The organism is Alteromonas salexigens (genome assembly GCF_025628895.1).
Classification (GTDB): Bacteria; Pseudomonadota; Gammaproteobacteria; order Enterobacterales; family Alteromonadaceae; genus Alteromonas; species Alteromonas salexigens.
In genome coordinates, this window is sequence record NZ_JAOTJC010000004.1 from 52,388 (window position 1) to 78,781 (window position 26,394).

The 26,394-nt window shown below is 54.3% G+C and carries 20 protein-coding genes and 1 tRNA gene; 4 read left to right on the top strand and 17 right to left on the bottom strand.

Annotated elements, in window-relative coordinates:
• Positions 1–175: 175 nt before the first annotated feature.
• The 3 genes from OCL06_RS01365 to purE form a co-directional block, all read right to left on the bottom strand.
• Positions 176–251 (bottom strand) — tRNA-Thr (locus tag OCL06_RS01365).
• A gap of 81 nt (positions 252–332) precedes the next feature.
• Positions 333–1,472, bottom strand: a complete 1,140-nt coding sequence (locus OCL06_RS01370) for a 5-(carboxyamino)imidazole ribonucleotide synthase (RefSeq protein ID WP_262991947.1) — start codon at positions 1,470–1,472, stop codon at positions 333–335.
• Positions 1,472–1,960, bottom strand: coding sequence for a 5-(carboxyamino)imidazole ribonucleotide mutase (gene purE, locus OCL06_RS01375; RefSeq protein WP_262991948.1), 489 nt, complete (start codon positions 1,958–1,960; stop codon positions 1,472–1,474). Before purE ends, OCL06_RS01370 begins: the two co-directional genes overlap by 1 nt.
• A gap of 219 nt (positions 1,961–2,179) precedes the next feature.
• Between purE and OCL06_RS01380 the strand changes: the two genes are divergently transcribed.
• Together OCL06_RS01380 and nhaA are read left to right on the top strand one after the other, a co-directional pair.
• Complete coding sequence (locus OCL06_RS01380) at positions 2,180–3,088, top strand: LysR family transcriptional regulator (protein WP_262991949.1); 909 nt, start codon at positions 2,180–2,182, stop codon at positions 3,086–3,088.
• The gene (nhaA, locus tag OCL06_RS01385; RefSeq protein WP_262991950.1) at positions 3,078–4,340 is read left to right on the top strand and encodes a Na+/H+ antiporter NhaA; all 1,263 of its coding nucleotides are present in this window, start codon (positions 3,078–3,080) and stop codon (positions 4,338–4,340) included. The genes OCL06_RS01380 and nhaA overlap by 11 nt, the downstream gene beginning before the upstream one ends.
• On the opposite strand, the gene OCL06_RS01390 is transcribed toward nhaA, so the two are convergent.
• From OCL06_RS01390 to trxA, 4 genes are all read right to left on the bottom strand, one after another.
• On the bottom strand, positions 4,341–7,175 hold the full coding sequence (locus tag OCL06_RS01390; protein WP_262991951.1) for an ATP-binding protein: 2,835 nt from the start codon (positions 7,173–7,175) through the stop codon (positions 4,341–4,343). It lies immediately after the preceding gene.
• Between the two features lie 11 nt (positions 7,176–7,186).
• Positions 7,187–8,470, bottom strand: coding sequence for an amidohydrolase (locus tag OCL06_RS01395; protein ID WP_373318433.1), 1,284 nt, complete (start codon positions 8,468–8,470; stop codon positions 7,187–7,189).
• A gap of 262 nt (positions 8,471–8,732) precedes the next feature.
• Entirely contained in the window at positions 8,733–9,998 is a 1,266-nt protein-coding gene (gene rho / locus OCL06_RS01400) for a transcription termination factor Rho (RefSeq protein WP_262991953.1), read from the bottom strand.
• A 288-nt stretch (positions 9,999–10,286) separates the two neighbouring features.
• Positions 10,287–10,613 carry a thioredoxin TrxA gene (trxA, locus tag OCL06_RS01405; RefSeq protein WP_262991954.1) on the bottom strand — a complete coding sequence of 109 codons (327 nt, stop codon included), beginning with the start codon at positions 10,611–10,613 and terminating at the stop codon, positions 10,287–10,289.
• Positions 10,614–10,713: 100 nt separating this feature from the next.
• Between trxA and rhlB the strand changes: the two genes are divergently transcribed.
• Both rhlB and OCL06_RS01415 read left to right on the top strand, forming a co-directional pair.
• Entirely contained in the window at positions 10,714–11,991 is a 1,278-nt protein-coding gene (rhlB, locus tag OCL06_RS01410; RefSeq protein WP_262991955.1) for an ATP-dependent RNA helicase RhlB, read from the top strand.
• Between the two features lie 4 nt (positions 11,992–11,995).
• On the top strand, positions 11,996–13,507 hold the full coding sequence (locus OCL06_RS01415; protein WP_262991956.1) for a Ppx/GppA phosphatase family protein: 1,512 nt from the start codon (positions 11,996–11,998) through the stop codon (positions 13,505–13,507).
• A 52-nt stretch (positions 13,508–13,559) separates the two neighbouring features.
• On the opposite strand, the gene OCL06_RS01420 is transcribed toward OCL06_RS01415, so the two are convergent.
• The 10 genes from OCL06_RS01420 to OCL06_RS01465 form a co-directional block, all read right to left on the bottom strand.
• Positions 13,560–14,285 (bottom strand): DUF1499 domain-containing protein, encoded by a 726-nt coding sequence (locus OCL06_RS01420; RefSeq protein ID WP_262991957.1) that lies wholly within the window; start codon positions 14,283–14,285, stop codon positions 13,560–13,562.
• 97 nt (positions 14,286–14,382) lie between these two features.
• Positions 14,383–15,867, bottom strand: coding sequence for a bifunctional 2-methylcitrate dehydratase/aconitate hydratase (locus OCL06_RS01425; RefSeq protein ID WP_262991958.1), 1,485 nt, complete (start codon positions 15,865–15,867; stop codon positions 14,383–14,385).
• A gap of 101 nt (positions 15,868–15,968) precedes the next feature.
• Positions 15,969–16,772 (bottom strand): sterol desaturase family protein, encoded by an 804-nt coding sequence (locus tag OCL06_RS01430; protein WP_262991959.1) that lies wholly within the window; start codon positions 16,770–16,772, stop codon positions 15,969–15,971.
• Entirely contained in the window at positions 16,772–17,389 is a 618-nt protein-coding gene (locus tag OCL06_RS01435; protein WP_262991960.1) for a CDP-alcohol phosphatidyltransferase family protein, read from the bottom strand. Before OCL06_RS01435 ends, OCL06_RS01430 begins: the two co-directional genes overlap by 1 nt.
• Before the next feature lies 1 nt (position 17,390).
• Entirely contained in the window at positions 17,391–18,026 is a 636-nt protein-coding gene (locus OCL06_RS01440; RefSeq protein ID WP_262991961.1) for an ATP-binding cassette domain-containing protein, read from the bottom strand.
• Complete coding sequence (locus tag OCL06_RS01445) at positions 18,010–19,773, bottom strand: ABC transporter permease (protein ID WP_262991962.1); 1,764 nt, start codon at positions 19,771–19,773, stop codon at positions 18,010–18,012. Before OCL06_RS01445 ends, OCL06_RS01440 begins: the two co-directional genes overlap by 17 nt.
• On the bottom strand, positions 19,773–20,948 hold the full coding sequence (locus OCL06_RS01450) for an ABC transporter substrate-binding protein (RefSeq protein ID WP_262991963.1): 1,176 nt from the start codon (positions 20,946–20,948) through the stop codon (positions 19,773–19,775). The genes OCL06_RS01445 and OCL06_RS01450 overlap by 1 nt, the downstream gene beginning before the upstream one ends.
• Positions 20,935–21,783 (bottom strand): DUF547 domain-containing protein, encoded by an 849-nt coding sequence (locus OCL06_RS01455; RefSeq protein ID WP_262991964.1) that lies wholly within the window; start codon positions 21,781–21,783, stop codon positions 20,935–20,937. The genes OCL06_RS01450 and OCL06_RS01455 overlap by 14 nt, the downstream gene beginning before the upstream one ends.
• On the bottom strand, positions 21,767–23,917 hold the full coding sequence (locus tag OCL06_RS01460; protein WP_262991965.1) for a dihydrolipoyl dehydrogenase family protein: 2,151 nt from the start codon (positions 23,915–23,917) through the stop codon (positions 21,767–21,769). Before OCL06_RS01460 ends, OCL06_RS01455 begins: the two co-directional genes overlap by 17 nt.
• 21 nt (positions 23,918–23,938) lie before the next feature.
• Positions 23,939–26,278, bottom strand: coding sequence for a TonB-dependent receptor (locus tag OCL06_RS01465; RefSeq protein WP_262991966.1), 2,340 nt, complete (start codon positions 26,276–26,278; stop codon positions 23,939–23,941).
• Positions 26,279–26,394: the final 116 nt, after the last annotated feature.

The window sequence follows — 26,394 nt, forward strand, 5'->3', positions numbered from 1 at the left end:
GTGGGAACACTGAAAAAAGTGGAGAAGGTTAGCTTACAAACATAGGGGAAAATGGTGCCGACTGCCGGAATCGAACTGCCTGCTCTGCTATGTAGCTACTGATTTATCAGTAGGTTGCAGTTCGTGGGAACACTGAAAAAAGTGGAGAAGGTTAGCTTACAAACATAGGGGAAAATGGTGCCGACTGCCGGAATCGAACTGGCGACCTACTGATTACAAGTCAGTTGCTCTACCAACTGAGCTAAGTCGGCACACAAGAAACGCGCGATTACGGCCGTGTGCAGCTACGTAATCGCGGCGTATTGTAGCCAGCGCGGCTGGCTTGTCAAGGATTATACGCGTTGTAAACGCTTGGCTTCTTTCGCCAGCTTGGGAAACGCCTCTTCCGGTAGGGTCTGCGCCAGCTCCGCCAGCTTGTTACCCAGCTCCTGATAACTGTCTGCGGTCACGTTGATGTGCCCCATCTTGCGTTTCCCGCGCACAGTTTTACCGTACCAGTGCAAATGGCAGCCTGGTATGCTCAGCAGGTCCCGGGAGAAGCCGGTGCAACCAATTACATTTACCATGGCGCTGGGACCCAGTTCTACAGTATCCCCCAGTGGTAAGCCACATACTGCCCGCAGGTGATTATCAAACTGACTGGTAATAGCGCCGGTAAGGGTCCAGTGCCCTGAATTGTGTACCCGGGGAGCCAGCTCATTCACGAGCAGTTTATCGCCGCACTGGAACAGTTCCACTGCCAGTACGCCGACATAGTCCATGCCTTCTGCCAGGGTCGTAAAAATTTGCTGAGCCTGCTCAGTCAATTCATCGCTGATATCGGTAGCCGGCGCCACGGAAACGTGCAGCTGACCCTGATGATGCAGGTTTTCAGCCAGTGGATAGACTTTGATTTCACCCGACTTACTGCGAATGCCAATAATGGACAGTTCCCGATCGAAGTCCAGCATCTGCTCCACCACCAGCGGCACGGCTGTGAGATCTAACGAACTCAACTGCGCTTTCAGCGCTTCCAGTGCGCTGGCATCGGTTAAACGCCATTGTCCGTAGCCGTCATAGCCATCACGGCTGGCTTTGATGATCAGACGTTCGCCCAAGGTAGCTACGCAGTCATCCAGTTGCGCCAGGTCGGTCACTACCTGGTGCGGGCAATTCGCCACTTTGAGAGTATCCAGCAAATGCTTTTCACGCACCCGGTCGGCGCCCACCAGGATGGTTTCAATACCGGGCATGAGCTTACCGCTTTTCGCCGCCTCCTCAAGCAGGTGCTCAGGCACATGCTCAAACTCTACGGTCAGGGCGTCGGCGGCCTCGATAGCCTGCATCAGCGACATATCCAGTGGTTGTTTGCTCACTGGATGAACGACGGTCTCTGACCCCACATCCACGGCCTGTACATCAATACCCAACGGCACACCGGCCAGGTACATCATTTGCGCCAGCTGTCCGGCGCCATACACCAGTACCTGCATTAGTCCAGCTCCAGCTGGTCGTTGGCCAGCACGGTATCGGTTTGTTGCTGACGGAAAGCAATCACGGCGTCACGTACCTGCTCATCCTGTAATGCCACGACCTGGGCCGCTAATAACCCGGCGTTGGCAGCGCCGGCTTCACCGATTGCCAGGGTGCCCACGGCAACGCCTTTTGGCATTTGCACAATGGAGAGCAGCGAGTCCAGACCGTTCAGTGCCCGGGATTTGACCGGACAACCGAATACAGGCAGGTGAGTATGTGCGGCGATCATGCCAGGCAAATGCGCAGCGCCGCCGGCGCCGGCGATGATGGCACTAAAGCCGTTTTCAGCAGCGCTCTCGGCAAATTCAACCAGCAAGTTGGGGGTGCGGTGAGCAGACACCACCCGAGCGTCAAATTCCACTCCCAATGCCTTCAGCATCTTGGCTGCCTCTTGCATGGTCGGCCAGTCAGAGGTAGATCCCATGACAATCGCAACTTTCGCCATCTGCATATCCTCAACGATTAATATGTTGTATCTCCGCCTGTCAGCAAGCCTGTGACCCGTTGCTGGCAGCGGTACTTTGGAAAGCCGGCGATTGTAGCGCAAAATCCGTGCAAAGCCTATAGTCTGGCCGTGGCTTACCCCGGCACTATGGCGCTGAACTTTTATTAAAATAAAACAGTACAAAATTGAATTTACTGGGGTAAATACTACAATTACGGCATGAACACGATTACGTTTCGGCTGTTGGAAGTGTTCCAGCACGTGGTCGATGCCGGTTCGGTAACGGCGGCATCCAATGCGTTATCGCTGTCACAACCAACAGTGTCTTTGCAGCTGAAAAAGCTTAGCAAGATCGTTGGCATGCCACTGCTGGAGTATGTCCATGGCAAGGCAACGATGACCACGGCCGGCGAGGCGGTATACTGCTGTGCGCAGGAAGTGCTGTCTTCCCAGCGTAAGCTGAACAGTCAGGTTCATGCTATCCAGGGGTTGGAAGTTGGCACCTTAAAACTGGCAGTGGTCACCTCTGCCAAGTACATCATCCCGCCTCTTTTAACACCGTATTGTCAGGCTCACCCCAATATTGATATCCATTTTACCGTGGGTAACCGCGATCGTATTGCGAACCGCTTGCGCCACAATAAGGATGACTTGTATATTTTCAGTTATCCGCCGGCCAGTGATGAGCTGCAGTGCCTGCCCATCGCGCAGAACCGGCTACAGGTGATTGCGCCACCGGATTATACCGGGCCGGAGCACTGTTCACTGGCGGCGTTGGCGTCTTGTAAGTTTTTATTAAGAGAAGCCGGTAGTGGCACCCGACGTGCCATCGAGGAGTACTGTGTGAAACACGACATTGAACTGTCACGGACAATGATAGTGGAAAGCAATGAAGCTATTCGGCTGGCGGTGGCCTCCGGTCTCGGCTTAGCGATATTATCTGAGCATACACTGGCCCACGGCCCTGATGAACAGGTGAAGGTACTCAACGTTAACGATTTTCCCTTGCGAAACCAATGGCAGGCTGTCACCGTAAAGTCTCGGCCCATGAGTCTGGCCACCAGGGCGTTTCTGGATCAACTCACGCCCGGTCCGGCCACTATCACAGGAGGTATGAATGTCCAATAACCAGGAAGAACATCATGTTCTGGAAGAAGTAACTGATGTCGTAACCGACTTCCTGCGGCGTGAGGCCGCACCTGGCATATTATTGATGGCAGCCACTGTCCTGGCACTGATTGTCGCCAATTCGCCACTGGATAAATTTTACGATCAGCTGGTTGCCATTCCGGTCCAGATTTCCGCCGGTACCTGGGCGATTGATAAACCCTTACTGTTATGGATAAACGATGGCCTGATGGCGGTGTTCTTCTTTCATGTGGGGCTGGAACTCAAACGGGAAGTTTGTGAAGGGGAACTGTCCAACCCGAAAGACATTATCTTACCGGCCGGCGGTGCCGTTGGCGGGATGGCCATACCCGCGCTGATCTATGTTTTCATTAACTGGGGCAACCCTTTGGCGATGGCGGGCTGGGCAATACCGGCGGCCACCGACATTGCGTTTGCGCTGGGGATCCTGGCCTTACTCGGTAGCCGTGTACCTGCCAGCCTGAAGGTATTTCTGGTAACGCTGGCAATTATTGACGACATCGGCGCCATCGTGATCATTGCGCTGTTCTACACCAACAATATTACTGAAACCGCGTTAGTGATTGCAGCAGTGTGCCTGTTCATTTTATGGCGCATGAACCGTCGAAATGTGGTGGATATTCCGTCCTACGTGTTAGTAGGTATCGTCCTGTGGGTAGCGATGCTCAAGTCCGGGGTGCACGCCACCTTAGCCGGGGTGGTGCTGGCTGCGTTTATTCCTATGCGGGATCGCCGGGACAGCAGCTATTCGCCGGTCACACGCCTGGAACATGGGCTAAACCCTTCCGTCAGTTTTGTTATTTTACCGCTATTCGCCTTCGCTAACGCTGGCATCAGTTTTGGCAATATTAGTCCTGAGGGCATATTCCATCCGGTAACGTTTGGAATATTCCTGGGCCTGGTGGTGGGTAAACAAATTGGTGTATTTGGCTTCTGTTACCTGATACTCAAGCTTAAACTGGCCTCGCTGCCCCGAGACCTCAAATTGCGTCATATATACGGCTGTTCTTTGCTGTGTGGCGTCGGCTTTACCATGAGTTTGTTTATTGGTGGTCTGGCGTTTCAGGAAACCGGTATCAATCAGATATTTGATGAACGGGTGGGGATCCTGGCCGGCTCACTGGTCTCGGCATTGCTGGGGTACGGGGTGCTTTACTGGGTAGGAAAACCACAGAAAACCATCCAGGAAGAACAGGTGGAAACCGGTCCGGCGCCGGGCAGTAACGACTAACTACACATCGGTATTGCCATTAATAAAGCGGGCAATTGTATTGAATAACCGCACCTTGGTAACAGGTTTACTGAGGTGCGAGTTCATTCCGGCAGCCAGACACGCTTGCTGATCCTCGCTGAACGCGTTGGCGGTCAATGCAATAATCGGTACGCCGGCACGTGTATCTCCGCGCTGACGGATGGCTTGCGCGGCGGCAAACCCATCCATCACCGGCATCTGACAATCCATCAGAATAACGTCGAAATGATTTCGTTCCAGCGCGTCCAGAGCCTGCTGGCCGTTACTGGTGCGCACGCAACGTACGTCTTCTGAGCGCAGCATATCCAGCACAATCTCGGCATTAATGTCATTGTCTTCCACCACCAGCACTGTCGTGCCCTCAGGTAACACCGAGTGCTTATCGGCGTCGCCGGACATAGTTAATTCAGCTTCTTTGCAAGGCAGCGTTACGGTAAACGTGGTTCCCCTTCCTTCTTCGCTTTGCAGGTGCACGGCACCGTGCATTAACTCTACGAGCCCGCGGGTAATGGCCAGCCCGAGACCGGTACCGCCATATAATCGGGTAGTAGAGGCGTCGGCCTGCTCAAAGTGACCAAACACCGCCTGTTGTTTGGTCTGAGGTATGCCAATACCGGTGTCTGTCACAGATATGCGCAGCACTTCACTTTCATAGGATGCTGTCAGGCTGATGCTGCCACTGTCGGTGAACTTGATAGCATTACTGAGTAAGTTATTGACTATCTGACTGATTTTGCCGCCATCGCTGACGATGCCAACAGGCAAACTGTCGTCCAGTTGCAACTCAAAGTGCAGCCCCTTACGAGTGGCCGATTGCCGGTGTAACTGGCAACAGGCTTCTATCACCGTGCGCGGCGACAATGTTTGCTGCTCCACAGTCATTTTGCCTGCTTCTATTTTCGACCAGTCGAGTATGCTGTTGAGGATCAGTAACAGGTTATTCGCCGACTGGGCAATGACCCCGACCCGGTAGGCTACCGGCTGATCAAGTTGCTCACTCAGCAGGTTTTCACAGGTACCGATAATGCCGTTCATGGGGGTACGAATTTCATGGGACATGGTGGCGAGAAACTGGGTTTTGGCCACACTCGCATCTTCTGCGCTGCGCAGGGCGGCTTGGAGGGAGTGGGTTTTCTCTTCTATTCGCGCTTCCAGAGACTCGTTCAACACCCCTAGCTGGGTGTTCAGGCGCTGCTGCTCCTGACCGGCATCATCAAGCGCCTGAAAGGCCTGGTTAAGACGCAGCTGCAGGCCCTTAAACTCTTCTTCCAGGGCAGCGATTTCACTCAGCTGCACGGCGTGCACTTTTTCTTGCGCTGCAGCCACAGGCTGTCCCGGATGAAAGGCTGCAATGTCGCGAATAAGCCGCCTTAACGGCGTGTCCACCAGTTTCGCCACCATCGTGCCTACGGCCACACCGACCAGCGCCAGCAACATGAGTACGCCAAGGGCAATGAGCAAATAATTGCTGATTATTCCCTCAAAGCGGGCATAGTCATAATACAGACTGACTTTCCAGGGCACGCTCTCTATCTCAGCGCGCCGGGCGACCCACTCTTTGTTACTCACTATGACACGCTGCGCACACCCCTTACCGCAGGGCGCAGGATTGTGACGGCTTAGCAGGGCCAGGTTGAGCGCGCTGGCGGCGAACACCACATTCTGCTGCGAGTCTTCTATTAACAGGTAGAAGCCCGGCATATTCTGCTCATTGAAGTCGGCAAAAGCGTCCATAGATAAAGAGCCTTCTACTATTCCCACCGGCTTGCCGGTACTATCGAGGATAGGCGCGGACTGCGCGACAATTGGGTCGTTCCCAAACCCCTGCCCCATAAAGGCGTCAGACACAAAGGGCATGCCGGTAGCCATGGGCTGCTGAAAGTATCCTCGGCCTGACACATTCACCACACCCGCCTGGCGGGCCTTTTCGAGCAATTTCTGAGGATAAGCAAGCACAATTGCCCCGTTTTCCTCTGCAACTAAAAAGGTCAGATACTGAGGCTTGTTATTCGCCAGTGAGGCCAGCGCCTGTTGACTGAATGGCCCTGCCAGCGGTTCACCTAACTGGTAGGCGGTGCTTAAATTCGCTGCTGTGGCAACAATGGCATCATGATGAGCCGAGAGAAAGGTGTCCAGTTGCTGGGACAGTACCAACGTACGCTGATCCATATATTGCGTGAGACGGCCCATTAACTGTGCCTGAAACGCACCCACATAAAAATAGATGACCAGGAGCAGGGTCATGAAGAAGGTGCCGGCAAAAAAATAGCTGAACAGCGTTTGAGTACGTATACCTGGCAGGCGCTCAGACGGCTCGTGAGGCAGGTATAAATGAAAGCCAATATAAAGAAAGTGGCCGAGCAGGAAGGCAAACGCCCCGCTCAACCAGGTCACCATAATAGCAGTGACCATTGTCACCGGCTGCCCCGGAAACTGCAGATAATACTGTACCAGCAGCATGGGGATGAGTAACAGCGACCACAACCCCATGCCTGTGCGTAGCTGGCTGAAGACAGGCTTGCGGAAACAAAAAAGGGAGACCAGGATGGGCAGACCAATTAGCCCCAGTACATCCAACAGCGGCGCAGCACGCCAAACCAATGGCAAGCTGATAATGACCAAAGCCGGCAACAAATAGCGCAAGCGTCCGGCCAGGGCAATGCACACCGCGGGGGCAAAGCCGAAGGCCACCAGCCCTTGCGACTCAAACCCGGCAGGCAGACTATTGAGTGCTGCGCCCAAGGCGGTCAGCAACAACAGCCACAGTACAGGCCGGATCCCGAATAGCCGGGGCGGGGTGGCAGACAAGGTCATGGTATTTCTGCTTAACGATTTTGCTGCATATAATCCAGTGTCAGATTAGTCAGTAACTTCACGCCAAGTTTCATACCTGCATCATCGACATAAAATTCAGGGGTGTGGTGAGCCGGAGACTCTTCTTCCGGCACATCCACAGGTTTGCCGCCTACCCACATGTACAGACCGGGGATTTTCTCCTGATAGAATGAGAAGTCTTCCGCGCCAGTGACCGGTTTAGCCAAAATGGTGTTCTTTTCACCGGCGGTGCGTTTTAACGTGGGTAACATGGCTGCAGTCAGCTCAGGATCGTTATAGGTAATAGGGTAATAATAATCCAGTGGCAGGGTCAGTTCTGCCTCGGCGCCCATGCTCTCAGCAATGCCTTTGACTTTTCTGGGCAGCGACTCGTAAATATGTTCACGGGCTTCTTTACTGAGGGTACGAATGGTGCCCACCATCTCAACTTCCTCAGGGATGATGTTCGAACGGTTGCCACCATGAATAGAACCCACGGAGACCACCGCCGCACTGTCGATAAGTTTTATTTCACGGCTTACTATGGTTTGCAGACCCATGACAATCTGCGCCGCGGTAACGACCGGATCCACGCTCTTCCAGGGGTATGCGCCGTGAGCCTGTTTGCCTTTCACGACAATTTTGAACGGGTCGACCGCGGCCATCGTGCCGCCGGGGTTATAACTCACCGTGCCGACATCAGAATTGGCACTGATATGTAATCCGAAAATCACATCCACATCGGGATTTTTCAGCACGCCTTCTTTTACCATGACTTCAGCACCGCCTTTCTCACCGGCTGGGGCGCCTTCTTCGGCAGGCTGAAAAATAAACTTCACTTTACCGTTCAGCTCGGATTTCATGTCGGTCAGAATTTTTGCCGCGCCCATCAGCATGGCCATGTGCGTATCATGCCCACAGGCATGCATCACCGGGACGGTCTGGCCATTGAATTCGCCGGTCTGCGTCGACTTATAGGGCAAATCGTTTTGTTCTTTGACTGGCAAGCCATCCATGTCAGCTCGCAGCGCGACGGTTGGACCTGGTTTGCCACTATCCAAAATCGCCACCACGCCGGTTTTCGCTACGCCCGTAGTTACTTCCAGTCCGAGTCCACGGAGGTGTTCAGCGACATACTTGGCAGTATCGTATTCACGGTTGGAGAGCTCGGGGAATTCATGCAGGTGGTGGCGCCATTCAATCACGTCATTTTCCACCGCATCGGCCATTTCATCGACCCTGGTCTGAGCGGCAGAAAGCGTGGTCCATAAGCCAAGCGCGGCACAGGCGAGCATTCGATACATAGTTCATCCTTTCAAAACTGCAGGCTGGCACACGACACATTTTGCGTAGCGCCAGGTCATTGGAGGTCGCGCCGGAATTGGCACGGTCAGACTTTTACCCTAGCCTAATCCCGGGTGATTGAAAAGTGGCTTTGCGAGGCGGGTACCGGTTTTGTCGCGCGCGAACTAAACCAGTCACTGTCGGTAGCCTCATCGCAGATACAAAAAAACGCGCCAAAAGCGCGTTTTTTATGTCTGTTACCATAACCGGTGGCTAGCTTTTCTGACGCTTCATGGCGTCGAAGAATTCGTCATTCGTTTTGGTCATAGACAGCTTGTTGATGAGGAACTCTATGGCGTCAATTTCTGACATCTCATGCACAATTTTGCGCAGGATCCACATCTTCTGGAGCTCTTCCTGATTAGTCAGCAGTTCTTCACGGCGAGTCCCTGAGCGATTGAAGTCGATAGCCGGGAATACACGTTTTTCTGCGATCTTACGATGCAGGTGTAATTCCATGTTACCGGTGCCCTTGAACTCTTCGTAAATGACTTCGTCCATTTTCGAGCCGGTATCAACCAGTGCCGTGGCGATGATGGTCAGGCTGCCGCCTTCTTCAACATTTCGCGCCGCACCGAAGAAACGCTTAGGCTTGTGCAGGGCGTTGGCATCCACACCACCGGTAAGTACCTTACCTGACGACGGGATAACCGTATTATAGGCACGGGCCAGACGGGTGATAGAATCCAGCAGGATAACCACGTCTTTCTTGTGTTCAACCAGGCGCTTGGCTTTTTCAATTACCATTTCAGCGACCTGCACGTGACGGCTGGCAGGCTCGTCGAACGTGGACGCAACTACTTCACCTTGCACCAGACGGTGCATTTCGGTCACTTCTTCCGGTCGCTCGTCAATCAACAACACCATCAGTTCACACTCCGGGTGGTTGGCTGCAATTGACTGGGCAATGTTTTGCAGCAACAGCGTTTTACCCGCTTTCGGCGGTGCCACGATGAGGCCACGCTGTCCACGGCCGATTGGCGAGGCCAAATCAAGTACGCGAGCAGTGATGTCTTCGGTAGAGCCATTGCCCCGCTCCATCCGCAAACGAGACTGTGCATGTAGCGGTGTCAGGTTTTCGAACAGGATTTTGTTACGGGAGTTTTCCGGCTTATCGAAGTTTACTTCGCGGATTTTCAGCAATGCGAAATAGCGCTCACTGTCTTTCGGCGGGCGGATCTTGCCGGCAATGGTATCACCGGTGCGCAAGTTGAAACGTCGGATTTGGCTGGGCGAGACGTAAATATCGTCAGGGCCGGCCAGATAAGACGAGTCAGCTGAGCGAAGAAAGCCAAAACCATCCTGAAGGATCTCCAGTACCCCGTCTCCGAAAATATCTTCACCGCTTTTAGCGTGAGCTTTCAGAATCGAGAAAATGATGTCTTGTTTTCTGGCTCGCGCCATGTTTTCCAGGCCCATTTCCTCGGCCAGGTTGACCAATTCACTGATTGGTTTGTTCTTGAGTTCGGTTAAATTCATACTGGTGGGTCTTTGTGCTTGAACTTCGCTTACAGGACTATTAGTCACGACGTTGTCATTAGAATAGAGTTAAAATATGCCCGGATGTGGGCTAAGCAGAACGCTGCTCAGATGAGAGCTACCAGAACGTTAGCACCATAACCCAGTCTCGTCCAGCCTTTTAAGTCAATATGTTAAAAAAACTTAAATGTGACAGCCAACGCTGTCGCCGGGGGCTTTTTCCGTTGTACGGATATAAAAAAACCCGGTTCACCTAGTGTCACCGGGTTTTTTTGAAGAACGCCTGAATTACAGGTTTTCGTTCAGGAACTCAGTCAGCTGAGTTTTGGAAAGTGCGCCAACTTTTGTGGCTGCCACGTTACCGCCTTTAAACAGCAGCAGCGTAGGAATGCCGCGGATACCGTATTTAGGCGGCGTCTCGTTATTTTCATCGACATTCAACTTACCAACTGTTAACTTGCCTTCATATTCGCTGGCAATTTCTTCGAGAATTGGCGCGATCATTTTACACGGGCCGCACCACTCAGCCCAGAAGTCAACCAGCACAGGACCGTCGGCATTGATAACATCTGCTTCGAACTTATCGTCAGTTAACTGGATAATTTTGTCGCTCATTCTTTTCTCCATAATTGGTCTGTCGCTGATTTGTCTCAGCTTTACCATAAGTGTTATATAGAAACTGTTTTTTAATGCAAGCACTGATAAGCTATAAGCTATGCAAACAACTCATTTAACTGATACTCACTTTTCCGACCTGCCGGTAAACCCGAAGGTTCTCGATGCCCTAAAGGCAGCTAACTTCACTCATTGCACGCCCATTCAGGCGCTGTCTTTGCCGCCTCTGTTGGATGGCCTGGATATCGCAGGGCAGGCACAAACGGGCACAGGCAAAACCATCGCATTTTTGGTGGCCACTTTCCATTACCTGCTAAGCAAAGCAGAAAATAATGATGGCGGCAAACCAAAAGGGCCCCGCGCTATCATTATGGCGCCGACCCGCGAGCTTGCCGTGCAAATATACAATGATGCAAAACTACTCAGTCAGCACACCGGCATATCGCTTGGGTTGATTTATGGGGGCGAAGGCTACCAAAGTCAACGGGAAACGCTGGAAGAAGGGGTGGACATCATCATCGGTACGACAGGCCGCATTCTGGACTATTATAAACAGAATATTTTCACACTGGAACACATCCAGGTGGCGGTACTGGACGAAGCCGATCGCATGTTCGATTTAGGCTTTATAAAAGATATCCGGTATTTATTACGTCGTATGCCCCCTGCATCTGAGCGGTTGAGCATGCTGTTCTCGGCGACGCTGAGCTACCGTGTCCAGGAGCTGGCGTACGAGCATATGAACAACCCCACCCATGTTCAGGTAGAGCCTGAACAGAAAACGGCCAGTCGGGTAGTAGAAGAACTTTTCTACCCGTCAGATGATGACAAAATGGCCTTATTACTGACCCTGATGGAAGAAGAATGGCCGGATAAAGCCATTGTTTTTGCCAATACCAAGTCCGGATGTGAACGGGTTAACGACTGGTTGGCCGCCGATGGTCACCGGGTGGGAATGCTAAGCGGCGATGTCCCTCAGAAGAAGCGTCTGGCTATTCTGGATGACTTCACCAAAGGCACCCTTGATGTGTTGGTAGCCACCGATGTGGCCGCACGTGGGCTGCACATCGACCAGGTAACTCATGTATTTAACTTTGATCTGCCGGACGATGCGGAAGACTACGTACACCGTATTGGCCGAACCGGCCGTGCCGGTCGCAGCGGTCACGCCATCAGCTTCGCATGCGAAAAGTATGCGCTGAATCTGCCGGATATCGAACAGTATATTCAGCACGCGATACCGGTTACCGACTACGATAAGACGGCACTGCTTGACGACATCAAGCCGCCCAAACCCCGTCGCCGTCGCCCACCAAACAACCGCAACTCGCAACGTCGCGGACGTGGCCGGGGCAAGCCGTCTAATCGCAACAGTTAAGCCTATGCAGCCTGAAATTATGCATGACACCCAAACCTACGGCGAGTATTACGCCGCCGTAGATTTAGGTTCCAACAGCTTCCACATGGTGGTGGTGCATGTCGTCAATGGTAGCGTGCAGATTATCGGCAAGGTTAAGCAAAAGGTGCGTCTTGCCGCCGGTCTCGACGACACCATGGCGCTGGATGATGTCAGCATGGAACGAGGCTGGCAGTGCCTACAGACGTTTTCAGAGCGACTACAGGATATCCCCCCTTCTAATATCAAGGTGGTGGCTACTGCAACCTTGCGGCTGGCTACCAATGCACATGTTTTTATTCAGCGCGCTGAGGAAATCCTGCAACATAAGCTGGATGTCATCAGTGGTGAAGAAGAAGCCCGGCAAATTTACCTTGGGGTAGCCTATACGTCGGCCAACCAGGGCAATACTCTGGTGATTGATATTGGTGGTGCCAGCACCGAAATTATTATTGGTAACGACATGCAGCCCATTCACCTGAAAAGTCTGGATATGGGCTGTGTGACCTTTATGGAACGTTACTTCCCCGGCGGGACTATTACCCAGCAAAATTTTGCGCAGGCCAAACAGGCGGCGCGTGAAATGCTGGATGAAGTGGCTGAAACTTTTTTATGTTTCGACTGGCATAACTGTTTGGGTGCCTCCGGCACGCCGCAGGCCATCACCGAGATCCTGGTAGCCCAGGGGATCAGTGATGCCATCCGACTGGATTACCTGCACGACCTTGAAGCCCAGTGCATTGCTTGTGGAAACGTAAGCGCCCTCGACATTACCGGCCTGGAAGCAAACCGCAAGCCTATCTTTCCCAGTGGATTAGCGATTCTTATCAGCCTGTTTGAGCGGTTACATATCCGCCATATGAACATTTCCGGTGGTGCGCTGCGGGAAGGGTTAATTTATGGCATGCTGGATAATCTGCAGGAAAATGACCGCCGAAAGCAGACCCTGAATCAGACGGTCAGCCGGTATCATATCGACAAGCCCCACGCCGAAGCGGTGCGCGGGCTGGCAATTTCATTGTGTCATCAGTTGTGTGCCCAGCAGAATATCTGTCATCTGGACACCGAGGCGGTATTGGGTGCGGCAGCTATGCTGCATGAGATCGGTCTGCACATCGAATACAAAAAGTACCACGACCATGGTGCTTATATTCTATCGCACATCGACCTGCCCGGCTTCACCCGCCTGCAACGCACGGCGATCCGTGATCTGGTTGGCCTGCACCGGTTAACTATCGAGCCCGGTTGCTTTGATAATTATCACGATGATGTGAAACCCATGCTGGAAGGGCTGCTGCGAATTCTGCGGATTGCCGTGGTGCTGTGTTTACGCAGGCAGAACAAACACATCCCCGAAGTGAAACTCACCGTGGACAACAGTAAGTGGACACTTACTTTCCCTGCTGGCTGGCTGAAAGCCCACCCCCTGATTAATGCTGAAATGGCCAATGAAGTCTGGCTGCAGCATCGTGCAGGCTGGGAACTGATTTGTGATTAGCGGGATAGCCTGCCGCATACTGCCGGCAGACTGACCCCGTTATGTGGCTAATCTAGTTGGTGGCCTGTGCCGCCAACTGTTCCCGCAATGCACTGTAGAAGCTGTTAATACGTTCGGCATTTTTGCCTAAATCACTTTTGCCCACCCTGGATTTGCTGCGCACGTCTACCAGCGTATCGTCACCTTTGGCGGTCAGTCGGATAACCACATCGTCTTTGAAGCCCCACCACAGGGTAGTGTCTGTTGCCTCTATAGTATTCTCTGCCGCATTTTCGTTCGTGCGCTTCCAGCCCAGCTGCTCTACAGTCGCTTCAGCGGCGGTATAGACCTGCTCAATGGGCTGTGGAAACAGCTGGGTTTTAATGTGCGGATAGGCATCCAGTTGCTGACGGGTAACTTCGCCCCCTTCATAAGTCACCGGATTCGGTGCGTCTTTGCGTAACGGGGCAATGGCCACAAACTCCGGCGGATTAGTCACATCGGTGCTGATGTCATGAATAGGCGGTACCGAGGACGCCTGACTCATCATACGCAGAGGCATAGCCACCGCAATTAAAGCCAGTACCGCAAAGGCTACTGTGCTGCCCCACTGCACTGACTTGCGGGCAATCAGTACTTGCACAATTATCAGCACCAGCGCCGCCGCGCCCACATACAAGCCATAGCGGATTGAGGTAAACGCCAGCCCCAGGCTAAGCCCGGCGAACTGATATAGCAGCCCCGGCAACACCACCATCAGGAAACTAATAACACTTAACAGGGCAACAAGTATTTTCATTACTACGCTCTCATTAACAATTTGAATTTTAAAGAGTAAACACTAACACAGCGCGCCGCAACCGGATCCGACACGCTGGGTAATGTCAGGCTTGCGGTTATATCACCAGTAAATCCATAAACCGGTTGACCGGCGTGGCTTCCAGGGCAGCCTGATCTTTGCACAGGGCGAAGATTTTCTCACAGCGACCGGCCGGAAAGCGACTGGCCAGATGCCTGCGAAATTTGCTTTCAAGAACCGGGATCCCCTCTTTACGGCGGCGACGATGACCAATAGGATACGCTACTTCTACTTTTTCAGTGGCGCTGCCGTCACTGAAAAACACCTGCACGGCATTAGCAATAGAACGTTGGGACGGGTCAAGGTAGTCCTGACTGTAGGCCGGATCTTCCACCACTTCCATTTTTTCCCGCAGCTGGTCAATTTCCGGGTGTTCTGCATGGAAACTGTCTTCGTAATGTTCGGCGTTCAGCTCACCCAGCAACAAGGGGACGGCTGTCATGTATTGCAGACAGTGATCACGGTCGGCCGGGTTCGCCAACGCCCCGTGCTTGGAAATTATTCGAATGGCTGACTCATGGGTAGTGATCACTATTTTGTCTATTTCAGCAATGCGATTGACCACCTCGGGATGCAGCAGTACCGCTGCCTCGCAGGCGGTCTGCGCATGAAACTCCGCCGGGAAGTTCAGCTTAAACAGAATATTTTCCATGACATAGGTGCCATAGTCCTGACTAAACTGCAGTTGCCGGGCCTCATCCGGCTTCTTCGCCAAGTCTTTGTTAGTGTGGCTGAACGACACATCGTAAAAGCCCCACTGGGGGGCGGTGAGTGCGCCGGGGATCCCCATTTCGCCGCGCATGGACATATCCGCCAGCCGCACCGCACGCGAGGTGGCATCACCGGCCGCCCATGATTTTCTGGATCCGGCATTGGGGGCATGACGATAGGTACGTAAAGCAGAACCGTCTACCCAGGCCTGTGAAATACTGGCCATGATTTGCTCGCGGGTGCCGCCCAGCATATGGGTGGCCACCGCCGCACTGGCGACCCTTACCAGCAAGACATGACACAGGCCCACCCGGTTAAAGCTGTTCTCCAGTGCAATAACGCCCTGTATTTCGTGCGCTTTTATCATTGCATGCAGCACGTCTTTCATCGTCAGGGGTGGCTCGTTGTGTGCTTCACGGACTTGTGAGAGGTGGTCGGCTACCGCCAGTATCGCCCCCAGATTATCAGAGGGGTGCCCCCACTCCGCGGCCAGCCAGGTGTCGTTATAATCCAGCCAGCGAATGATGCAGCCAATATCCCAGGCCGCCTTGACCGGGTCGAGCACAAACTGGGTGCCCGGCACCCGCGCCCCCTGCGGAACCTGCGTGCCTGCCACCAGTGGCCCCAGATGTTTGGTACACTCCGGAAAGCGCAACGCAAACAGGCCACAGCCAAGCGTGTCCATCAAACAGTTACGGGCAGTATCCAGTGCCTCTGCAGAGTCAATCTCATAGTTAATAACGTAGTCGGCGATATCCTGAATTACATCGTCGTAATCCGGGCGCACATTGGCGTCTCCCTGTACATTCATGCCGTCACTCCTTGGTTGGAAGGTTGATAGCCTGACAGCCCAACTGGCGGCTGTCCGTGGTGACAGTTTGTACGAAACTGCACCAATATAGATGACTTATGCTAGCGGTGTTTGGCGTGGGCCCGTGTAAAGGGCATAGCTAATAATCTGAATACACTGGCATTATCAGCAGTGGGTGGGTACTCACGTTGCCCGATATCCAGCGTTTCGTCGGTTTGCTGGGCGCGGGACCGGTAACTGTTAAATAGCCTGTCCCACCAGCTCACGCTGAAACCAAAGTTGGTATTGGTTTCGCGGGCATACTGGGAATGGTGGATGCGATGGAGGCGCTGGGTTATGAACAGATATGCCAGCCGGTCATCCCACTTTTGGGGTAAGCGGATATTGGTATGGTTAAACAACGAGAATGCATTCAAGGCCACTTCAAAAATGACCACGGCCAGCACTGGCGCGCCCAGCAGGACAATAACACTGCCTTTAATAAACAGGCTCACCACAATTTCAAAGGGATGAAACCGCAATCCGGTGGTGGTATCCACATGGCTGTCAGCATGGTGCACCTGGTGTAGCCGCCATAGCCAGGGGATACGGTGAAACAGACGGTGCTGCCAGTAAATGGCTAAATCCAACAACAGAATGCTCACAGCCATGACAACCCACCCGGGCACATCAAACAAGTGGAACAGCCCGATACCGGCATCCTGTGCCCATAAGGCTACGCCAATTAACGTGGCCGGTAGTACCAGTCGGCCCGCCAGAGCGCCGGTCACCAGTAACAACAGGTTGCCCCGCCAGCGTAGCCAGCGGTTTAACGGTGCCTGCCGTGCCGGCAACCAGGCTTCCAGCAGCGCCATAATGGCGAATACGGCCAGAAAAACCGGCAATCTGACAAAGTTTGCGTCCATCAGGTCACTCTTTGTAGCGTATTAAAGCCACCTGCGATACGCGTCACAATAGTAATCGCACATGCCAGCGCAAAGGTGTAGGCCAGTTCCGGAAACCAGTAAGGCCAGATGCAAAATGCCACGAACGCCAAAATTGTTTCAGTGCCCTCGGTGAGACCTTGCATATAATAAAAGCTCTTGTGGCTGAACTGCGGACGGGCAATAGAGTATTTTTCAGCCGCCACCGCAAATGCCAGGAAGCTGCTGCCGGTGCCGATAAACGCGGTTAACAGCACCATGGCCGGGATCCCCCACTCCAGAGGATTGGCAATGCCAAAGGCCAGTGGAATAGCCGCGTAAAACAGAAAATCCAGGCAAATATCCAGATATCCCCCCGCACTGGAACTGCTTTTCTGATAACGTGCCAGCTCACCGTCGATGCCATCGGCAATACGGTTGCAGGCAATAAACACCAGCGCCATCGCCCACCACTGCACAATGATCATGGGCACGGCCAGCAATCCCACTGCAAACCCGGCTAAGGTGACCTGGTTGGGCGTCACTCCCCGCTTGTCCAGCCGCACAACCAAAGGCCGCAACAGGGGCTTAATTAAGGGGGTCAGTTTTGCGTCTAACATACTATACCTCTATGACAGGGCCGCCGGCGGCCTGCGCATCATTGGGATCATGAGTGACCATGAGGGCCGGTAAACCGCGTTGGACAATAGTGTCGAACACCCAATGACGCAATTGATCTTTACGCGCGGCGTCCAGTCTCGCAAACGGTTCATCCAGTAATACCGCAGCTGGCTGGGCTGCCAATGTGCGCAGCAGCGCCACCCGGGCCTGTTGGCCGCCAGACAAGGTTTGTACCGCGCGGTCCTGCAAGTCAGCCAGACCCACACTACTGAGTTGTTCAGCAATCTGTTCATGACGTTCTGCCGCAGTGGTTTTAGCATGCACGTGCCTGGGCAGCGCAAAAGCAATGTTTTCCCCCACAGTCATGTGCTCAAACAGCAGCGCATCCTGGTACAGAATGCCCATATTGCGCCGGTGTGCCGCGACCGTATTCATACGCTGATCGTTAAGAATAATATCACCGCTGTAGCTGAACGGGTCACTGAGTTGCCCGCAAATGGCATCCAGCAGCGTCGATTTGCCAGCCCCCGACGGCCCCATGACTGCGACTACCTGCCCGGGCGGTACAGTGACATCAATGCTCAGCAGAGGCTCACCGTGACGGTAGATGGTCAGATTATTAAGTGCCAGTGTCATTCGCTGCTATCCTTTTTTGCCGCCGCTTTGCCCGTGCGGCAGGGTTGAAAAAACGCCCCGGCAGGTACCAGGCCAGTGCAAACCCACTGAGCGGTAACATTACCTGCACCAGCACGTATACGGCGCTGAGACGCTGACTGCTCCCCGCGGCTACTGCCACGGCTTCGGTGGTCACGGTGGTTATTCTGCCCCCGCCACTAAGAAGGGTGGGTAAATACTGACTGAAGCTGATCGCCATCCCCAATGCCATTGCAATCAAAACAGGCCCGAACAACATGGGTAACTTCACCTGCCAAAATACCTGCCAAGGTGATTTACTCAGTCCGGAGGCGACCTTCATATAGCGAGGATCAAGGCGACGATAGGCTACCGCCAGCGAAATGAACACATAAGGCAGCACGTAGATTAAATGGCTGACAAAAACGTGGGTGATTACACTGCCAGCCAACCAGCGTTGCTGAAACCACACCAACCCAAACAGAAACGCTACGCCCGGCACTAACAGTGGCAGATACAGGGTAATATTAACCGCTATTTTGTCCCACTGTTGCCAGCGAGCAGTGCGCTTAGACATAAATCCGGCCTCGGCTTCCAGCGCCAGCAAGGCCACTGTCACCGCCACCAGACTGACGGCAATTCCTAATACCAGAGTAGTAATAAGCGGTTGCGTTAATGCCGTCAGTGCGGTTTGCCAGTGTAACAGGGTTACGCCCTCGGGTAACAGGGCGGGAAACGTCCAGTACGTGGCCACAGACCACACCACCAGACTGGTCAGCATCAGGACACCGGTGATAACAAACAGCAGCGCGCCCGTCCAGGCAAAGACCTGGATAACACTGCTCAACTGGTTGCGCTGGCCGCTCAGACGCATTCGCTTGGCCCAGCTTGCAACGATTTGTTCGGCTAGCCACCAGCTTGCGAGAGCGGCTAAAGTCACCAGTAACTGCAATACAGCCGCGGCGGAGGCCTGAAAGCGCATGCTTAAATCAACATGGTTAAACCATTGCAGCACCACCACCGCCAGCGTCGGTGGGTTATTCGGCCCCAGCAACAGCGGAATTTCCACGTTGGCGGTCGCGTATGCCAGTACCGCCAGCACCGGCAGGCGCAGGTGAGGATAAATTATGGGTAGTGCCACTTTGATGAAGGCGGTAACCGTCGCATAGCCCATGGCCTGCGCACACTTTATATGTTTGTGCAGACGGGTTTGCAGTTGTGGCTGTGTTAGCACACTCAGCGCCATCAGGAAAATAAACGGCAGCTCTTTAAGCGCCAGAGCGAGTATCACCGCCACACCGTGGGGATCGTAAGGCAGCGCCCACTGAGGAGTCAGGACGTCGCCGGTGATCATCGCTCCGATGCGCGCCGCCCAGCCGGACGGGGCAAGAATAAATAACAGCGCAATGGCCGCGGCGGCGTGGGGTAATACCAGCAATGGGCTTAATAAGCGTTGTAATGTGTGCAGCCCGCTGTGTTGATAAAATGTGGCTAGCAGGGCTATTGCCAGCAAGGCAGCCAGGCCTGTAGCCGTCACCCCAGTAAAGAAAGAGAGCCACGCCATCCGTCCTATCCCTTCTACCTGCCACAGCTCAGCAAACACGCTCAGACTGAACGTATCTTGGCCCAGCGCGGGGAAATACCCGAATGCCGGCAACATTACCCCCACCACCCCGGCGATGATCGGCAGGCTTAATACACTGATAAATATCCAGCGTACCGCTAGGGCTATTACCGGAAACCGGAGCATTACCAGCGCGCTCCATAGCGTTCAAACCAGGCTTCGCGCAGGGCATCAGTCCAGCTGCTGTGAGGTTCTGGCAGTAGCCGGTTGATTGCGCCTGCGGGTAACGCAGCAGGATGAGAACTCTGGCTGACAAAACGCTGGCGAGCGGCCTTGGGTAATAACGATAAATCGAGGACGGTTTCGTCCCCCCACACGGCAAGTTGCTGCTTTCTGGCCTGTGCCTCGGGCGACAGCAGGAAATTCACGACCTGCCTGGCGGCGTCCGGATGGGCGGTGTTGTAGCTAATTCCCACGAAGTGCACGTTAGCCAGACTGCCCTCCTGCATGGCATAGGTCCGCACTGTCTCAGGTAAGTCGTAGCGGGTGACGGCGCCGGGAATTTCGGCGGCCGTGAACGAAAACGCCAGCAGCAACTCGCCACTGCCCATGAGCTGTTGCAAATGCGAAGCCTGCCGCACCATGTAGTCACCCTGCCGCCACATTACCGGGTGCAGCTTATCCAGATAGGCCCATAACGGCCGGGTAACCTGAGCAAAACTGTCGGCGTTCACCGGTGCATAAAGCAGGTCGGGGTTGTCCGCGTTCAATGCCAGCAGGACATATTTCAGAAAACTAATGCCCAGGTAATCATTGGGTAGCGGATAGGTAAAGCGGCCGGGATTAGTGTGGGCAAAGCTCAGCAACGCCTGCACGTTCTGAGGGGGGGCGCTCAGGTAACGCTGGTTGTAGTAGAATACCAGCGCTGCTTTGCCCCACGGGGCTTCCTGACCCCGCGTAGGCAACCCGAAATCAGTGGTCATGGCCGGGTTTTGCGCCGGGTTGGTGAGCTTGAAGTTAGGCAAGTCGCTTACCCAGTTTTTCAGCAACAGATTGTTACGCTGCATGGCAGCGAAATTTTCCCCGTTGATCCAGATGAGGTCTACGGCGCCCTGATCATGATTACCGGCTGCTTTCTCTGCCAGTACCCGGGCTACCGCATCACTGGTATCGGCCAGCTTCACATGTTTGAGGGTAATGCCGTGACGGGCTTCAACCTGGCCGGCTACCCATTGCAGATAATCGTTCACCTGCGCACTGCCACCCCAGGCATGAAACTGCAGGGTGACAGCTGTGGCTGGCATCCCCCCCAGCATTCCCGCGACAATCAACAGCCAGCCTGCCACCTTACTGCGTGTCATTGAGGGTCCAGTTATAGTCCAGATACTCAATTTTCACCGCCCTATTCTGCAACTGTTGGGTCTGTTCTGGGGTGAGCGACAATGCTTCGGCGTAATGGGCCAGGAATGCAGCTAACGAATTCAAGCCACGCCAGCCCTGCGTGAAGTCTTGCCGGTACCATTTGAATATTTCCGAGACCTGCAGCGTGCCGTCGGTAAACCGGTTGCGACTGCTGTCGGCCAGAAACCGCTGCGTCTGGTCCTCGAGCTGGATGTCCAGCCCGGCCCCGGTATAAGCTTCCCGGCGTAACGCCGGACACCCGATACTGGCACAGTTGACTGCAAAATGAATGCGCGGCTCGCCGAATCCCTTCTCACCACGAATCATCTTATGTTCTATTTCATCAAGACTGCGGGTAGCGCCCAGCAAGGGGGCAATTCCCTGCGACCAGGGCGAGGAAAACCAGCCGCCAATATCCCGAATCGAGTCAATATCCGGGTAGTGTTGCAACACCAGCGCCACCGTATGCGCGTTATAGGCATTAATTAAAAATGCCAGCTGACGGGACTCATTCCACTGCTGATACTGACTCGGCGTCACCGCGGCCAGTTGCTTAAGATAAGCGGCCAGGCGGGCACTTTCGGCAGCCATGCCTGCGTAGTCCACCTGAGTGCTGTGACCGTTTGGTGTAGCCACGACGTGCGCCTGTAATAACCGGGTCCAGTCGTCATGCAGCGTGCCCTCTGCGCTTACTGCTGCACTTACCAGACTGCCAACCAGCAGCCAAAGCACAGCGGTAAACCTTGCTGGTTTATATCGCTTGGCAGCACACTGCCGGTTAGCGACGCCAGTCATGGTATTTCTCCACCCAGTGCAACAGTTTTTCTGGTGCATTCGCCCGCTTCCAGTTCCCCGCAGTATATTTAGCGCCTTCCGCCCAGGTGGGGTACGCGTGAATGGTGCCAAGAATTTTATTCAGCCCTAATCCGTGCTTCATCGCCAGCACAAACTCTGCCATCAGGTCGCCAGCATGCTCGGCCACTATGGTCACCCCAAGAATGGTGTCTTTGCCGGGCGGGGTCAGCACTTTTATAAAGCCTTTGGTAGCACTTTCGGTTACCGCACGGTCCAGTTCAGCAAACTCATACCGGGTTACCTCAACATCTATGTCCTGGTCTTTGGCGTCAGCTTCGCTTAATCCCACCCGGGCAATTTCGGGGTCCAGAAAGGTTGTCCAGGGGATGACACGGTAGTCCACCTTAAATTTTTTAAAGGTGCCAAACAGCCCGTTAACCGCCGCGTACCAGGCCTGATGCGCGGCCACATGCGTAAACTGGTACGGCCCGGCAACATCACCGGCGGCGAGGATATTCGGAAACCGGGTTTGCAGGTAGCCATCGGTGTCCAGAGTGCGCTCGTACCGGATCCCCAGTTCGTCTAAACCAAACCCTTCCAGCCGGGCCTTTCGGCCAACCGCAACAATGATTTCGTCGTAGGCTAAGGCTTTTTCTTCGCCGTTGTGGCTAACCACCAACTGACGATCGTCAGCATGGTGCTCGAAGCGCAGGGCATCGTGTTCGGTCAGCACAGTGACGCCACTGTCAGTCAGTACTTCACGGGCATAGTTCGCCACATCGGCATCCTCACGCCCCATAATTTGCTGTTCCCGCTCCACCTGAGTAACCTCGCTCCCCAGCCGCGCAAACGCCTGAGCCAGTTCACAGCCTATGGGTCCGCCACCGAGCACAATAAGCCGGGAGGGCACGGTCTCGCGCTGAGCAAACTTCGTCCACAGCGTATCTGAAGTCACATATCCGCTGTCTTCGATGCCAGGTAGCTGAGGTACAAACGGCGCTGCACCGGTGGCAATCACGATACTGCGGGTGGTCAGGGTCTGCACCTCACCATTGTCTTTGGTGATCTCTACCGTCCACGGGTCTCGTAGCCGGGCATAGCCCTTCACCACGTCCACACCCAGCTTAGTGTAACGCTCTACGCTGTCGTTTGGCGCAATGGCCGCGATGATGTTATGTACCCGTTGCATCACCTGACTAAATGGCACAACGGGGGTGACATCTTCGAGCCCATAATTGTGGGCCTGGCGCATCTGGTTCGCCACTTTGGCAGTCTTGATAATCGCCTTGCTGGGAACACACCCGTAATTCAGGCAATCGCCGCCCATTTCGCCGGCTTCAACGAGCGTCACCCGCGCTTTTACCGCCGCTGCGATATAGCTGGTCACCAGGCCGCCGGCGCCGGCCCCAATCACAACGAGATTGCGGTCAAAGGACTTAGGCTTGGTGTAGCCTTTGTACACCCGGCGCCGGTTCACGATGGCAACGATCGCCTTAGCTATCCACGGGAAAATCCCTAACAAGACAAACGAGATAATCAGTTCGGCGGACAATATTCCCGAAACACTGTCCAGCTGCGCAAGCTGGGTACCAGCGTTCACGTAAACAATGGTGCCTGCCAGCATCCCCACCTGACTTACCCAGTAGAAGGTCCAGGTCCGAATACTGGTGAGACCCATCAGCAGGTTGATGAGGAAAAACGGGAAGACCGGCACCAGTCGCAGGGTGAACAGATAAAACGCCCCTTGCTTCTCTACCCCGGCATCAATTTTGTTAAACTTGTCTTTAAACCGGCTGCGCACGGTGTCGCGCAGAATAAAGCGTGCCACCAGAAAGGCCAGGGTGGCGCCTATTGATGAGGCGAATGAGACGATGAGCAGACCCGTCACCAGTCCGAATAACGCCCCTGCGGCCAGAGTCAGAATGGCGGCACCGGGCAACGACAGCGCAGTGACTACTACATACAGTGCAAAGAAAATGGCCCCACTCAACCAGGGCTGAGCATTAATAGTAGCTTTGAACGCATCCAGCTCCGCCTTCAGCCCTGATAACGTCAGGTACGAATTAAGATCGAAGAAGAAAAAACTGAATATCGCTGCGACGATAACCGCCAGTAATGCGACTTTTTTTACCATGATAGTAACTCCTTCCTGCGCCTAAAACGCATAACGCAGGCTCACCTGAGCATGGCGTGGGGTGTTTGGCATTGCCAGTGTGGCGCCGAAATAGCCGCCTTCAAAAACCGGTTGCCAGTTTTCTTCGTCGGTCGCGTTTATGATGTCCAGCCGGGCAGTGAGGCTGTCGGTAACACGATAATCCGCACTCACGTCTACTGACACCTGGTCGCGAATTTTCACGGTGGACAGGAAGTCCAGCGGGAAAGACTTGGTATATACCACCGAGGCGCCCAGCTGAAGTGCATCAGTGATGAACCAGCCGCCATTAAGGGTGACGATTTGCGGCGGAATACCCTGCACGCGATTATCTGAGGGTGCGAATGCCGTAAATGAAGGCGAACCTACGCCGGTCCCGTTAATAATATCCGGCCGGCTGTCGTCGAAGGCATCACTCACCTGCGCGGTGTCCTGAAATGCCGCTGAATTATCGAACCGGGCATCCAGATAACTGTAGCTGGCATTCAGCCAGTAACCGCTGCCTTCATAAAATACCTGCACTTCCGCGCCGCGGGTAGCCACCCCACTGTTACTGCCATCCCGGTTACGCAGGCTACGGGTCTGGTCGAACACCGCGGCTTCGGCATACCAGTAGTCATCAGGAGCGTATTTCACGCCAACTTCGTACAGCTGGTTTTCAGTGGCAAAGTTCAGCGGATTAATGGTGCCATCGGCACCAAGCGTAGTGCCGCCGCCCATGCTGTTGGACGTGGCGTCGTTGTCGGCAAACACGGCGTACAGGTTGATGTCACCGGTTAGCTTATAGGTGGCGCTGAGCTGATAACTGGCGAGCGTGTCTGAATGGCTGTCGGATGCTGCCTGCTGACCCGCTGGGGCCAGCGGATCACGGGCATCGACATCGTAATAATCCCAGCGTACCCCGGCAATGGTGGAGAGCCGGTCATTCCATTGCGAGCGCTGCTGTACGATGACCCCGGTCTGCCAGCTGGTGGAGTCGGTGGTGTCAGACAGGTTGTAATCACCATTGCCATCCCCGTCCACGTCATACTGCGCGCCTGGCGACACGAATACGCCAGACCGCAATTCAATCAACCGGGCGCGCTGGCTGTTGGTAAGCGGAATTTCCCGGTTGCGTAAGGGGCCGGTAAGATCCACCGGATTATCGGCCTCGGTGGTGAACTGACTGTAGCCCAATACCGCATTGTAACGCAGGGCGACGCCCAGAGTGGTTAGCTGCGCATCGCTGGTATGTATGTCCAGCTCGGTGCGATTCTCCACGGTATTTGCATCATCGATGATTTCCACAAAGCTGTTTGCGGCGATTTCTTCCCGGGTAAGGTGCTGGTAATAGGTATGGTTGCGTAACACCAGGCTATGTGAAAGGCGTTGCTCGTAACGGCTTCGCAACACGGTCGTTTGCGCACCATTAATATCATCCGGGTGGGTAAACACCCGGTTGCGGGGAATGCGCACCTCGCCGGTGGGCGAGATGATCGCCCCAGCCCCCGGCACAAGACTGCCACTGGGCTGGACGCCCTGACCGGTAATGTACAGGCCGTGGTCGATAAGGTTTTGTGTGGGCCGGTTAATGCCGGCAATATCCGGGTATTCGGCGTTGTAATATTCACCGCTCACATCCCAGGTAATGTCCTCGGAGGGTGTTGCACGATAGGCAACAAACAGGTTTTCACTCTGGCGTTCAGCATAGTCGTAGAAACTGCCATGCTCCAGCCACTCCGCACTTACCTGCACACCTTGCTTGCCCGGTTCAATGGCGGTGGTGTAATCCAGCTGCGCGGAATACTGACCCCAGCGCCCCGCACGCAGCGTGATGTTGCCGCGACTGCCCTGGGTGGTAGCGCGCTTGGTTTGCAAATTAACAAACCCGCCGTTGCGCTGCGTGCTGCCGAACATGACCGGCGAGGGCCCTTTTACCACGTCAATCTGGCTGACACTGTTGAACGACAGCGGCAGGCCGAAGCCATTATTACCGGCCTGGCGGCGAAGGCCATCCTGAAATAATTCCCCTAGCTGGCCACGGATGCTGGGCAGACTGGGGGTACCAAAACCACTGGAGGCGTAAGCATTTGGTGCCGCTTTGACGATGTCATGCAGGTCATCAATATTCAGCGCCGCCATCAATTCTGCGGACAGGGACGTGACGGCACGGGGCGTTTCAGCGGCCGACAGCCCGTCGCCGAACAGTCCGGACAGGGTATTGTCACCAGGGTTAAGGGTAGCGGCAGCCTGCTCATCGCCCATCACTTCCACTACCTCAATATCGGCAAGCTCCTGTGAAAAGCCCGCGCACGAGACGGTATAGGTAAGTGTGCCCAGGGCCAGCGCCAAGGTATTTTTCATGATTATGTTCGCCTACTCTTTGTATTGCAGGATAAGACCCTGACTTAGTGGAGGATATTTCAATTTTTTATTATTACGCCGTCAGCTGCAAACTTTGCTGTTAGTAGGGTAATTAT